We start from the raw sequence: 14,005 nt of genomic DNA on the forward strand, positions 1-14,005 counted from the left end.
AGAGTTATACTGTATACCAGCATTTGCAGATATCAATTTGTAAAACTCCTCTTCAATTTTGAAACAATTGCTGATCAAGCCTATGCAGTGAACGCTTATTTTCTCTGCAAAGTGCTTGAGATAATTGTATGCATAGCTTCTGGAGCAGAATATCTTCTTTGTCAAAATATTGTAAAAAATATCCATGCATCTAAAACTTTTACAACTACTGCGCAAACTAATTAAAAATCTAGTCACAGCTAATAAATTTTGGAAGGACAACTATTTAATATTGCGAGAATTTAAGCATTTTCGCAAAACTACAGTTTTAGCTATTATCTTTTCTCTACTAGCAGCAACATTTGAGGGTGTTAGTATTGGTTTTCTACTTTCTTTTTTGCAAAGCTTAACTAATCCTAATGCCCAACCTCAGATAGGTATAGGGTGGTTGGATACATGGATTGCAAATACAACAATCATTAATCCTTTATATCTAATATCTATTCTAATTTTATTGAGTACTTGGATGCGGGTAACATTCAATTACTTTGCATCAATATATACAGAAACAGCTCAATTAAATCTTGCACATCGTTTGCGAGTGCAAATGTTTGAACAGCTACAAGCATTATCAATAAGCTACTTTGCCAAAACACGTTCTGGGGAGTTAATAAATACTATCACCACAGAGATTGAGAGAATAAAAGCCTGTTTTGGTGGTATTGCTTTTTTATTTACACGAGGTTTGACAGTTACTGTTTACTTTATCGCCATGTTTTTAATTTCATGGCAACTTTCGATAATTTCAGTGTTAGTATTCTCGCTTTTAGCAGTGGGACTAACAACTTTTAATGCCCGAATACGAGAACAAAGTTTTGGGATTTCTAATGCCAATGGAACTTTAAATTCAACATCTATAGAATTTATTAATGGTATTCGTACTGTTCATGCATTTTGTACTCAAAATTTTGAGCGCCAGCGTTTTTACAAAGCTAGTGAGAATGTATTCAATGCCTCAGTAAAAGTAGCGTTAGCTTGGACACTGGTAAAGCCAGTAGCAGAAGCGATCGCCACTACAGTGCTTGTGAGTTTGATTATTATTTCTTTTACGCAATTAACACTACCAGTTGCTTCCTTACTGACATTTTTCTTTGTTTTGCTGAGAGCAGTACCAAGCATTCAAGATATGAATGGAACATTTGCTTTCCTCAGCACATTAAAAGGTTCAGTAGAAAATATCAAAGAGCTGTTGCGAACTGATAATAAAACTTACTTTCAGAACGGTGATATTGCGTTTAGCAGCTTAAAACGAGCAATTGATTTAATCTCAGTGGATTTTGGCTATGACCCCAACGATTTAGTACTACATAATATTACACTTACGATTGAACGAGGGAAGATGACAGCACTAGTTGGGGCATCCGGTGCTGGTAAAACCACAGTTGTAGATTTAATTCCACGATTTTATGATCCAACACAAGGACAGGTTTTAATTGATGGAGTTGATGTGCGGCAGTTTGAAATTAACTCGCTGCGACGTAAGATGGCTGTAGTAAGCCAAGATACATTTATTTTTAATACTTCAGTTTGGAATAATATAGCTTACGGTACACCAGAGGCTACTGAAGCTGAAATTCGAGAAGCCGCCCGACTAGCAAATGCATTGGAATTTATAGAGGAAATGCCTGCTGGTTTTGATACACAACTAGGCGATCGCGGAGTGCGGTTATCTGGAGGGCAAAGACAACGGCTTGCGATTGCTCGTGCTTTGCTACGCGATCCAGAAATTCTAATTTTGGATGAAGCAACTAGCGCTTTAGATTCTGTATCAGAACGATTAATCCAAGAATCTATAGAAAAGCTTTCTGTCGGTAGAACCGTGATCGCGATCGCTCATAGACTTTCCACAATAGCCAAAGCAGATAAAGTCGTTGTCTTAGAACAGGGACGTATTGTAGAGCAAGGGAAATACCAAGAACTGCTACAACAACGAGGCAAGCTTTGGAATTATCACCAAATGCAGCATGAATTAGGTCAATTAGGCTAAAAACACCCAGAACTTACCCTTGATAAGCAAGTTCTCTGCTTTTGAATTTTAACTATGATTTTTAAATATTGAAATATATTTTACATATATTTCAATCTTATATACTTAATCTTAAAACACTAACCTATGGTTATTTCTACGATGTTACAACAAGAACCGCTTGTTGTAGTTTGTGGGGCGGATGATAACTACGCTATGCCCCTCGCCATAACTCTGTATAGCACACTGATCCATTTAGAAAACAATTGCACACTCTATCTGTATATTATCGACGGTGGTATTAGTAACAAAAGTAAAAAACGGCTAGAGCGTGTAATTGATCTAGAGCATATTGATGTTCATTTTAAATGGGTAACACCATCAGAGTTAGAATCACTCAAAAAGTTACATACCCTTCCCTGGATAACGGTAGCCTCCTATCTGAGATTGCTGATTCCAGATCTGTTACCAAAACATTTTGAAAAAGCTATTTACTTAGATTGTGACTTGCAAGTAGAGGCAAATCTCAAAAACTTGTGGGAACAACCATTAAACGAATACGCAGTACTAGCTGTTCAAGATTTGGGAACTCCCTATGTATCTTCTCCGTTTGGTATAGCTAAATACCAAGAATTTGGTCTTGCGCCTCAGACACCCTATTTCAATTCTGGAGTATTGGTAATCAATGTAAAAAGATGGCGAGCAGAAAACGTTAGCCAACGTGTAATTCAATATCTTCAAGAATATAGCCAAGATGTTCACTTAGGAGACCAAGAAGGACTTAATGTCGTGCTGGCTAATCAATGGGGAAGACTAGATCTCAAATGGAACCTCATATCACATATTTACTTTTACGACATTTGGGATGAATCAGCATACAAGGAAGAGATTGGGGCTATTAGACAAGAATTAATTAGCAAGCCTTATATCTTTCATTTTGCAGGAGGTTCTAAACCTTGGCAGATAGGTTGCCTTCATCCGCAACAGTTAGTGTGGATTCGCTATCTCAAAGACAGTAAATGGTTTACACCCATTGAAAATCTTTTGTGGCGTTCTCAATGGTTCATCCGCTATTACTTGTGGCAAATTAAAGTTCTTATAAAGAAAGTCGTAATAAAAATTTTGATTCAAAAAAGCTAGGTAATATTATTACCTTTTGCCATTAGCCTTGATATAAATTAAAAAATATACGTAATTCCTTTTGCTAACTTTCATACATAGTGACGTATTTTTTAGTTGTGTCTCCCAACTAAGTCATAAATAATACGAGCATCATAGAATTAGCAAAAGTATCTTTAGCTCTATCGATAATCAATTAAACAAAATGAAGGTTAGCGTCATTATTTCAAACTATAACTACGCTCGTTACTTACCAACAGCTATTGATTCTGTTTTGGCACAAACCTATCCAAACTTTGAAATCATCTTAGTGGATGATGGCTCCAAAGATAATAGCCGTGAGGTAATTGCCGAGTTACAGCAATTAGCACCTGATAAAATTAAGGCGATTTACCAGCAAAACCAAGGGCAAGGGGCAGCATTTAACACTGGATTTGAAGCTGCCAGCGGAGATATCATCGCCTTTTTGGATGCTGATGACGTATGGCAACCGCAAAAATTGCAGCGAATAGTAGAAGAGTTCAACCGATCCGAGGTGGTTGGAGTGATGCATCTGTTGAACAATATTGATGGCAATGGCAACCTTGTCAAGGGTAGTTCTACCGTCGGTCAGTTGCTTGATGAAAATTTAGCACAAGTAATTGTAGACACTGGTAATGCTTGGTGTTTCCCGCCTACCTCTGGACTGGCTTATCGACGTAAAGTTCTGGAAAAAGTATTTCCTATTGACTGTAGTAAGTGGCGCTTATGTGCAGATGGTTGTCTTATATACTGTACTGCCTTTTTGGGCAAAGTTAAAACATTGAATCAAATCCTGGGAAGTTATCGCATTCACGGTGCTAATCACTTCATTAAACATTCCACAAGTGAAAGTGAAGAAGCGCAAGCACTAGCAGGAATTGAGATGACTAACCGATATGTTAACGAATTTTTGGAACAAATTGGTCATCCTTACAGAGTAAATTTATCTCGAAATCTCCAATATCGGCGTACAAACTTCTATAGACGTAGCAAATGGGATACCAAAGAAGTGTTAGCCATCTCAAACTTGATACTGGGATGGCGATTTTATCGTCTGTGGGAAAAAGTTTATTATCTGTTGCGGTTTTGGATGAAGAGTATTAAATTGCTGACTCATCCCAATGTAAGTGTAAACGAGACAGTTGTCTAGTAAGGAAAAAACTAATTATGAGTGGGCAGCCTACAGAAATTTAATTAAGTAGAATTAACTCACAAGTCAATGTCAAAAAATACAATAGTAGCATCTGAGGAGATTGACAAACGTCAATATTTCATCATTTTGCTTACGAAGTTTTAGATGCAAAAAATTTACAAGCAGCAATACATGGATATGAGAAAAAATGTGTTAATTAATAAAACTTTAAACAACTAACAGAATATTGTTTTTCTGATTAATGTTTTAGTTTTACCCTTGATTAAGTTTTTCTAAGAATTTCATTATAGGTAAATATTGATATAGATATGAATATTCAACCTCTAGTTAGTATTATTACCCCAACATATAATCGTCCAGAGTATTTAAAGCAAGCTCTGACTAGTGCTATTTGCCAGACATACAAAAATATAGAAATTATTGTTTCTGATAATTGTAGTCTGGAAAATCCACAAGCAATTGTGGATTCTTTTAAAGATCCTCGAATTCGTTTTTCGCGTAATGAAACGAACTTAGGAATGTTCAGCAACACTATGAAAGCTTTTAAAATGGCGCGTGGAAAATATGTAGCTACTCTGCTTGATGATGATATGTGGGAAGAAGACTTTTTAGAAAAACTTATTCCTCCCCTCGAAGCTAATCCTGATTTAGTTTTATCTTTTTGTGATCATTATGTGATCAATGCTGATGGTGAAATCAATCATGAGATTACAGAGCATTGTTCAAAGCTATTTCAAAGAGCTAATCTTCAAGAAGGTATTTATCAACCTTTCTATAAGCTTGGCTTAGTAGATCAAGCGGTAGCTACAGCAATGGCGGCTGTCATTCGTAGAGAGGTTATAGATTGGGATAAAATTCCTGTAGAAGTAGGCGGATCATGGGATATTTACTTAACTTACCTGTGTTGCTCTACAGGTATGGGAGCTTATTATTTTCCGGAAAAATTAACTAGATACCGGAGACACGAAGAAACAGAAACAATGCTTAGTGGTAGACAAAACTACCAGGCAAAAATTCGCAAAGCTCAGGCAGATATGTTTTGTTTTCAATGTTTTATGGAAGATGAGAGACTAAAGGAGTTTAAACCATATTTTCGTCAACAATGGGTTAAGGTAAGTACAACCTTAGGAATTGGTTTAATGCGAGCTGAACAACTTAAACAAGCGCGTTCTTATCTTTGGCGTTCTTTGTGTAAGAAGTTAAATTTACGGACAATGGCTGCACTAATGCTAAGTTTTACTCCTGCAAAGGTAGCAGCAAAATTTTAAATATCTACAGAAAATATCCAAGTTTACTCCATATATCTAGAAGATTCATTTATTCCAATTTATATAGGTAAAATCAATGCGAGTATCTGCTTGTGTCACAACAAGAAATCGTACAAAAGAACTTGATGCTTGTCTGGAAGCTTTGTGGAGTTCTAAAGTTAAACCTCATATTGTAGTAGTCTCCGATGATTCGCCCGAAGAGAAAGTACAGCAAGCAAATCTACAAATTGTCCAAAAATATCCAGGAACTCGTTATATTTTAGGGCCTCGAACTGGTGTCTGTGGCAACCGCAATAATGCTGTGAATGCAATTCCAGAATCCGAAACCGATTTTGTTGCTTTTGTAGATGATGATATTTCTGTTGAGCCAGATTTTATTGCACTTGCTATAGATAGATATAATCAGATGACGAGTGAAGAAAGAAAATATACTATTTTGACAGGTACAAGTCGTCATAAAAATGATGATATTGGCAATCAACTCTTACCTGCCAAACTTACATTTCAAGGCCATTTCTCTCCTACTAAAGATATTCCTCAAACTGTAGTTATTCATGCCGCTTTGTTTCCTAGACAATTTTTTACTCAAGAACAATGGGATGAAAATATATTTTTTGGCTATGAAGATGCAGAACTTTGTTTACGAGCGCTCAAGCGTGGTTACAAGATTTTATATTGTTCGGAATTAAAAGCAAAATGTATTGGAGAAAATAGCATTCTGGAAGTGGGTACATCTGGTATAGGTGGCTTAAGTAATTATGAATTATATATAGAAGCAGCAAGGCTTTATATTGGTATTAAACGCTATAAAGATTTGTTTCCTAATCCCTTGAACCTACTAAGTTTTATTATTTTGTATTTTATACAGATGACAAGATATTTGTTACAACGAAAAGCTATTCAAGCTTGGCCAGAAATTCTGCGTCGTTCTCGAATTGAAAGATTATTGTTGCCATCTAGTATTTGAAAATTTACTTATAATTATTTTAGGATACTGAAGCGTGAAACTTAGTATCGTTACCCACAATGTTATCAAAGGTAATGGTCAAGGTCGGGTAAATTATGAAATTACCTGGGAGGCTATTCGTCGAGGCCACTATGTTACCTTATTAGCAAGCCAAGTAGCTCCTGAATTACAGGAAAATAGCCAAGTTAAATGGATTAGTATTCCAGTGAAAAATTGGCCTACAGAATTTATCCGTAATATGATATTTTCTTGGCGGAGTGCAATTTGGTTGCGTCAACATCGGTCTGAGTTTGATCTGGTAAAAGCCAATGGTGCGATTACATTATTCCCAGCAGATGTGAATGCAGTGCATTTTGTTCATAGTTCTTGGCTAAAATTCTCCGCCAAAGGGGCTGTATCCAAATCTCTTAAGACTTTGTTGAACCCACGCGGAGTTTTATATGATTTTTACCAATGGCTCTATACAGCTGTAAATGCGCGTTGGGAAAAAAAGGCTTTCAGTCAGGCAAAAATAGTTGTGGCAATTTCTAATCAGATTGCCAAGGATCTATTAAACATCGGTGTAGCGCCAGAGTGCTTGCAGGTAATTTTAAATGGTGTTGATTTGCAGGAGTTTTCACCAGGTACTACTGATCGCAAAACATGGGGACTTCCTAGTGGAGTTCCCTTAGCACTGTTTGCAGGAGACATTAGAATTCCCCGCAAGAACTTGGATACGGTATTGCAAGCCTTAGTGAAAGTTCCCAATTTACATTTGGCAGTAGCGGGAATTACAGAAGGCAGCCCATATCTTCAACTTGCAGACTCAGTGGGATTAAGCGATCGCGTACATTTTTTAGGACTTCGCTATGATGTGCCACAGCTAATGAAAGCAGTAGATTTCCTCGTTTTCCCTTCCCGCTATGAACCTTTCGGTTTAGTGGTGATTGAGGCGATGGCTTGCGGCTTACCTGTGATTACGGCTCAGACAACAGGAGCTGCTGAATTAGTAACACCAGAATCAGGGATAGTTTTACCAGATCCGGATGACGCCCAAGCATTAGCACAAGCGCTGTTAGTTTTGGCAAGTGATCGCGCTTTACGCGAGCGAATGGGCAAAGCTGCTAGAGCGATCGCCCAAAATCATAGCTGGGATCAAATGGCACAACGTTATGTAGATTTATTTGAAGAGTTAAGTTTATCTAGTAAAGTTTGAGGTAGGAAATTATAGATTAATCTGTTTTTCGTGTATTTTTATTGACTAGCTTTTTTGATATAAAAATCAGTCTTAGTACATACCTTTGAAAATTTCTTCCTATGCAAGAATTACCTAAAGTTGCTATCTGCATACCTACTTACAATCAAGCACAATATTTGACAGAATCAGTACGTAGTGCGTGTCAACAAACTTACCCAAATGTAGAGGTGTGGGTTTCAGATGATGGCAGTACCGATAATACACCTGAAGTGATGGCACAGCTATGCCAGCAATATCCGCAGATACACTATTATCGGCAGCCAAAAAACGTCGGTATTGCCGCCAATAACACTTGGCTGTTGAGCCAACCACAAACTGAATTTATTGTTCGCTTAGACTCAGATGATCTTCTGCTGCCCAGTTATGTAGAGACTTTAGTCCCACTAATGCAAAAAAATCCCCAAGCAGGTTATGCCCATGTTGCTATCCAACAAATTAACGAAAAAGGGGAAAATCTTTCAGTTGGGCGAGTAGCCAGAAAAGAGGAGTTTCAAGATGCTGATGTAGCCTTACAAGCCTCAGTTACTGGTTATCGCGTTGCAGCAAATATCTGTATGTTTAGAAGCACAGTATTAAAAGAATTGAACTATTATGACAAGCGCCCAGAATTTGTTGAAGATTATGACCTTGCAGTCCGAATCCCAGCATCTGGCTATGGCAATGTTTATGTAGATAAAATTTTAGCTTGCTATCGGGTGTGGACTGACGCTAAAAAAGTACGTCCTAAGCGCAAACATCTGCAATTGAAAGGTTACATCAGAATCTTTGAGGAAAGCTTGTTACCTGCTTTTGTGAACAGAGGCTGGGATACAAAAGTGTTGAAAAGGCAGCGCCGGAAGTTTGCTATTTTACATTCAGCATACTGTTTTTTGCCCATTTACGACCAACAAGAACGGGCAGAACTGGTGGCATTGCTCAAACAATTAGGTGATTCACCTGCATTGCGGCTACGTCTATTTGTACTATCTTTAGGTCTAGCTCCTTTCTTTGAATGGCTGCACCATACAGAATTAGAGTTAAAAGGAATGGTCAAAGGATGGTTAAGCAGGTTGAAGAATACTTCCAGAGTAAATGCAGTTACCCGTCCATGATTGCAATCAACGTCATCGTTCCCACCTATCGTCGCCCCAAAGACTTAACTCGTTGTTTAGAAGCGCTGAAGTTGCAGACTCGTCCTGCTGATGAAGTGTTAGTAGTAGTACGGGATACTGACAGTGATACTTGGGCATTACTTAAAGAATCAAATTTTAACCCTTTACCAATACGTACTATAACAGTCAATGTTCCAGGAGTTGTTGCCGCTCTCAATGCTGGACTTGATACTGCCAAAGGCGATATCATCACCGTTACGGATGATGATGCGGCACCTCATCCTAATTGGTTAGAACGTATCGAAACTTATTATTTATCAGATGAGCGCTTGGGTGGTGTAGGTGGGCGTGATTGGGTATACTTTCAAAATAAATTGCTAGATGATAGCGATACTGAAGTAGTAGGTAAAGTCCAGTGGTTCGGACGTGTAATTGGGAACCATCATCGCGGCGTTGGAGAAGCACGCGAGGTAGACATCCTCAAGGGTGTAAACATGAGTTATCGTCGGAGTGCGATCACGCAAATTGGCTTTGATGAGCGGATGTGGGGTACAGGCGCACAAGTTCATTTTGAAATGGCGTTGTGCTTGGCGCTAAAACGAAATGGTTGGAAACTAATTTACGATCCAGCGATCGCAGTAGATCACTATCCTGCACAACGTTTTGACGAGGATAAGCGAGACAGGTTGAATGAAGTAGCTTTGCTGAATGCAGTACACAATGAAACCTTAGTATTGCTAGAACACTTTGCGCCTGTGCGTCGTGTCATATTTATGCTGTGGGCTGTATTAGTGGGTTCTCAAGAAGCCTTAGGTATATTACAGTGGTTGCGATTTTTGCCCACAGAAGGAAAATTGGCTCAAAAGAAGTGGCTGGCATCGCTGCGAGGGCGCTCTTCAGGATTGCGGAGTTGGCAGCAGTGTTTGCAGGAAAAATCAGCAAAAGTGAACACTAGTAAGTAGTCTTTATGGATATAGTCTTTGATTTTGGAGATACTAAGTGATTCACAGGCAGGTAACTTCCAATAATTCTTTTGCAGAAAGCGCTCCAGAAAACCCACCTCTTTTTGGTTGGCTAGCAATCCTGGGATTAGTACTTTTTTCGGTAGCTTGCATTACTGTAGGCGCTGGCTCTATTTTTCGTCCAGGGTATGTAGTGGTTTCTTTGGCTGTAGGCATTTTCCTTTATTTGCGATACCCTACACTTTACATGGGTTTCCTGTGGTGGATTTGGTTCCTTACACCTCTTGTTGCTCGCTTAATTGATTATCGTACCAGTTTTGATAGTACTCGTTTCATACTTGTATCCCAATACTTGGTAACACTGATTACCATGCATACTGCCTTAAAAAACCTTCCTAGATCATATCATCAAGGTGGTTTACCTTTTATATTAGCTTTTTTGGGTGTATTTTATGGTTATTTAATTGGATTAGTTAAAACTACACCTTTTACTGCCGCTAGAGGACTTTTAGATTGGTTAACGCCTATTAGCTTTGCTTTCTACATATTCATAACCTGGCAAAATTATCCTCGACATCGCCAAAACATTGTCCGCACATTCCTATGGGGAGTTTTGGTAACAGGAATCTATGGAGTGGTACAGTTTCTGATTGCTCCTGAGTGGGATAGATTTTGGCTGATCGGCACGAAACTCACAAGTTTTGGTGATCCTGAACCTTTTGGTATTCGTGTTTGGAGTACGATGGCATCACCAGGCCCTTTTGCGACTACGATGATGGCTGGTTTGTTGTTGTTATTCAATAGTAAGGATGTTTTACGTATTCCTGCCTCTGTGGTTGGTTACTTGTCATTCTTGCTAACAATGGTACGAAGTATTTGGGGAGCTTGGTTAGTAGGATTACTGAGCCTACTTTCTTCACTGAAGCCGAAAATTCAAATGCGTTTGATGGTAACTATTTTGGTCATGGCAGTTTGTGTTGTACCATTGGCTAATATGGAGCCATTCTCTGGGGTAATCAGCAAAAGATTAGAAACTTTTTCTAATTTAGAAAAAGATAACAGCGCCCAGATTCGGCAAGAAATTTATAAAGATGGACTGACGAAAGCCTTGACTAATGGCTTAGGAAACGGAATTGGAAATACTTTTATTGTTAATGAAAAAGGACTCCTAGAACCAATTGTAATTGATAGCGGAATTTTAGATATGTTCTTCACTTTAGGTTGGTTTGGAGCTGTCTTTTATCTAGGTGGATTAATTCTGCTTTTGTTTCAAGTATTTCAATATTTTGAAACTCGCATCGATCCTTTTATGGCTGCTGCACGGGCGATTGGTATTGCTTGTGTGGCATCCCTACCTATTGGTAGTGGTATGCTAGGTGTTTCCGGTATGATTCTTTGGGGATTCTTAGCTATTGTTATGGCTGGGCATAAATATTACGTGCATCAAAATTATGTGCAGCAAAGGAATTCTAGATTTAACTAGACTTGCCCAGTGATAAGGGACATGGCAAAAAGCAACAATGTCCCTAAAAATATAATTATCTTTTCAGGACTACTTGAAAAGAATTTAAATATCCATTTAGAGTTTTAGATAGGGTATTGCGCTGTTTTTTAGTAGTAATAACCATGACTTGATACAAGCGCCCTTCGGCAATATACATCCGGTTTTTAGTAATTTTACCACCAGGATTTACATACTCGATTTCTTTACCTGGATGACCGTTGGAACTGCGAATTGGACGTTGACGGATTAAATTACTCTGTGTAGTTTTTAAAGCCATATCCCTAGCATTACTAAGTATTGCTTGAGGATTAGATATTTGCCCGTAGCTATAGGGAAATTCATTGTACGCTACTACGTATGCCACTTCCTGGTTAGCTGGTTGACTGACAAATAATTGCAAGTCAATTTCTCCCATAAAAGTTTTTTGGGTTTGGCTGATGATTTTTGGCTTTCCTGGCATTAAAACAGAAAAACTACCATCTGGAGCTGTGAATAGCTCCCATTGTGATTTTATTGGTTGAGTAATAATTGGCTTGATTTTATAATTTTGACGTTTGGGTGGGCGTGCCTCGACATTTTGCAATCCACTGCATACTAAAGTGGCGATGATTAAGTGCAAAAACACTCTTTTTGTCATAGTTTTTGCTTTTGTATATATAACATCACGTATGTTGCTAGTTTTTTATAACCTAGCGGTATGCAGAGTAGCACCAGTAATATTGTCTAGGAGGAGCATTGCTCACCCAAGTTGTCTGTTATTGTCTAGCAGCGTAAATGGCAGCACCAATTAGCCCCACCTGCTGATTGAGTACAATATGCACTGGTATTTCTTCTAAAAGAGGACGCATTCTGCCTTTGTAACTGAAATTCAAAAGAAATTCTCCTTTTTTTATTAGAGGTAGAATTTTGGGAGCAATGCCACCAGCAATATATAAACCGCCGTAAGGTAAAAGTTTAAGAGCAAGATTTCCCGCTTCAGCACCGTAAGCTTCTACGAATAATTGCATTGTTTCTTCACAAAGACGATCGCTTCCTTGCACGGCAGCTGTACCAATTGCAGCACCCGGATCAACACTTTTTTCTTGTTTACCTGCTTCTTGTTCCCAGGTTCTGACGATCGCAGCAATATCTGGTGATTCTTCAGTAATTTTGCGATCGCGCATAAATTCGTAAATAGAAACTATTCCCAAACCCGAAACAACTCGTTCTACAGAAACGCGCTGGATATCGTGCTTATCTAACAGATATTTCAACAGCTGAAACTCTAATTCTGTACGAGGAGCAAAGTCAGTATGCCCACCTTCGGAAGGAAAAGCTTGATAGTAGTTTCCTTGTTTGATTAAAAACCCTTGCCCTAAACCAGTACCAGCGCCAATAACCGCAATCGGGGCATCTGGATTTGGTTTGCCAGATTGGAGAGTATATAAATCTTCTGGTTCTAAACCCAAAATGCCATAGCCAACGGCAGCAAAATCGTTAATTAAAGACACAGAAGCAATGTCTAGTTGTTTTTGGAGGCGTTCGGCATCCAAAAACCAAGCCAAATTAGTCAATTTGGCTGTATTGTTAACTACAGGGCCTGCGATCGCAAAGCAAGCCTTTTGGGGTGTTGGGGTGTTAGGTGCTGCCAAAAACTTTTGTACGATCGGTACTAAATCGGCATAATCTCCACTGAGGTAACGTTTCTCGTAAATTGTACGTAAAAGCCGTCCTTCTGACTCCTCCATCAGTCGCAGAATAGTTTTTGTTCCGCCGATGTCTCCTGCTAATATTATTGTCATAATGTGTATCAAAAATAACTTATTTTTTTGTGATGGCTAATCATAGCTAGTAGCTGATTGCAATTTCACCATTAGCTACTATCTTTATTAATTAAACCGAACAAATTCTTCTACCTGTGTAAGGTGGGATGTATCTCCCTTTAGTTCTAAAAACCATTCTGGATGTTGGCGCACAACTTTTACTAAGCTGCACAGAGAAGCTTTAACTTCTGTTAAGGCAATTTCTCCTACAAGCCCCATTGCTGCACCTTGTACCGATGCACCATGTCCTACTAGCAAGATATTTTGTGGAGAGAATTCCGCAGCTAGACATCTAGCTGTTTGCCCAGAGCGCGCCCGTACTTGTTCATGAGTTTCGGGGTAATTAGCAGCAATGCGCGGCGTATAGCTAATATCAATCCTGGGAAAGAGTTTTGCTAGTTGCGCTGTTGACAGTTTTTTGGGTTCTTCTGCCATCCAAGTAGGATTTAACCATTCACTTAAACCTGTTTCCAACTGAATTGGTAAATTCAGCGCTTCTGCAACAGCGTTGGCTGTTTGCACTGTTCGGAGGAAGGGAGAAGCAAAAATGTGAGTAATTTTTTCTTGCTTTAGGCGGTTAGCTAACTGTTGTGCTTGCAAAAAACCATCTTCAGATAAAGGTGGATCGTAGCGTCGTTCTGCTGTTATAAACCACTCTGGGTTAACAAAATCAAGGCGATTGGCGTGTCTTGCGATCCAGATGATTTGACTCATGGATTGATTCCCAAGTGGATAAGTTTGCGGGCTGCAAAATAAATATCATCTCATGTTGGGAAATTAAGGGATTTAAAGAGTTTGACAAGTTTACAATTTCAACCATCCAAATAACTGCCCTACCGTCAATTTCAAGTCGCCAACTAAATCTGGAACGGATAA

At 38.7% G+C, this 14,005-nt stretch carries 13 protein-coding genes; 9 read left to right on the top strand and 4 right to left on the bottom strand.

Annotation, left to right across the window (positions count from 1 at the left end; translation table 11 throughout):
- The first annotated feature begins 184 nt into the window (after positions 1 to 184).
- From hepA to U2718_RS23735, 9 genes are all read left to right on the top strand, one after another.
- Positions 185 to 2,026, top strand: coding sequence for a heterocyst formation ABC transporter subunit HepA (hepA, locus tag U2718_RS23695; RefSeq protein ID WP_342002634.1), 1,842 nt, complete (start codon positions 185 to 187; stop codon positions 2,024 to 2,026).
- A gap of 126 nt (positions 2,027 to 2,152) precedes the next feature.
- Positions 2,153 to 3,145, top strand: a complete 993-nt coding sequence (locus U2718_RS23700; RefSeq protein ID WP_342002635.1) for a glycosyltransferase family 8 protein — start codon at positions 2,153 to 2,155, stop codon at positions 3,143 to 3,145.
- A gap of 184 nt (positions 3,146 to 3,329) precedes the next feature.
- Complete coding sequence (locus tag U2718_RS23705; protein WP_342002636.1) at positions 3,330 to 4,295, top strand: glycosyltransferase family 2 protein; 966 nt, start codon at positions 3,330 to 3,332, stop codon at positions 4,293 to 4,295.
- 311 nt (positions 4,296 to 4,606) lie between these two features.
- Positions 4,607 to 5,566, top strand: coding sequence for a glycosyltransferase family 2 protein (locus tag U2718_RS23710; protein ID WP_342002637.1), 960 nt, complete (start codon positions 4,607 to 4,609; stop codon positions 5,564 to 5,566).
- 76 nt (positions 5,567 to 5,642) lie between these two features.
- Positions 5,643 to 6,533, top strand: coding sequence for a glycosyltransferase family 2 protein (locus tag U2718_RS23715; protein ID WP_342002638.1), 891 nt, complete (start codon positions 5,643 to 5,645; stop codon positions 6,531 to 6,533).
- A gap of 34 nt (positions 6,534 to 6,567) precedes the next feature.
- The gene (locus U2718_RS23720) at positions 6,568 to 7,728 is read left to right on the top strand and encodes a glycosyltransferase family 4 protein (protein ID WP_342002639.1); all 1,161 of its coding nucleotides are present in this window, start codon (positions 6,568 to 6,570) and stop codon (positions 7,726 to 7,728) included.
- A gap of 101 nt (positions 7,729 to 7,829) precedes the next feature.
- Positions 7,830 to 8,861, top strand: a complete 1,032-nt coding sequence (locus U2718_RS23725; protein WP_342002640.1) for a glycosyltransferase family 2 protein — start codon at positions 7,830 to 7,832, stop codon at positions 8,859 to 8,861.
- Positions 8,858 to 9,823: a glycosyltransferase family 2 protein gene (locus tag U2718_RS23730; RefSeq protein ID WP_342002641.1), complete on the top strand. Its 966-nt coding sequence runs from the start codon at positions 8,858 to 8,860 to the stop codon at positions 9,821 to 9,823. The genes U2718_RS23725 and U2718_RS23730 overlap by 4 nt, the downstream gene beginning before the upstream one ends.
- 37 nt (positions 9,824 to 9,860) lie before the next feature.
- A complete protein-coding gene (locus tag U2718_RS23735) occupies positions 9,861 to 11,306 on the top strand; it encodes an O-antigen ligase domain-containing protein (RefSeq protein ID WP_342002642.1) in 1,446 nt (481 codons plus the stop codon).
- Between the two features lie 55 nt (positions 11,307 to 11,361).
- On the opposite strand, the gene U2718_RS23740 is transcribed toward U2718_RS23735, so the two are convergent.
- The 4 genes from U2718_RS23740 to U2718_RS23755 all read right to left on the bottom strand — a co-directional run.
- Complete coding sequence (locus U2718_RS23740) at positions 11,362 to 11,964, bottom strand: hypothetical protein (protein WP_342002643.1); 603 nt, start codon at positions 11,962 to 11,964, stop codon at positions 11,362 to 11,364.
- A 118-nt stretch (positions 11,965 to 12,082) separates the two neighbouring features.
- Positions 12,083 to 13,108 (bottom strand): glucokinase, encoded by a 1,026-nt coding sequence (locus U2718_RS23745; RefSeq protein ID WP_342002644.1) that lies wholly within the window; start codon positions 13,106 to 13,108, stop codon positions 12,083 to 12,085.
- A gap of 87 nt (positions 13,109 to 13,195) precedes the next feature.
- Positions 13,196 to 13,843, bottom strand: a complete 648-nt coding sequence (locus U2718_RS23750; protein WP_342002645.1) for a histidine phosphatase family protein — start codon at positions 13,841 to 13,843, stop codon at positions 13,196 to 13,198.
- Positions 13,800 to 14,005 (bottom strand): hypothetical protein (locus U2718_RS23755; RefSeq protein WP_411813358.1); only part of this gene is annotated, 206 nt, incomplete at its 5' end. The genes U2718_RS23755 and U2718_RS23750, both read right to left, overlap by 44 nt.

This window comes from Chlorogloeopsis sp. ULAP02 (genome assembly GCF_038404745.2).
In the GTDB taxonomy this organism is placed as follows: Bacteria; Cyanobacteriota; Cyanobacteriia; order Cyanobacteriales; family Nostocaceae; genus Chlorogloeopsis.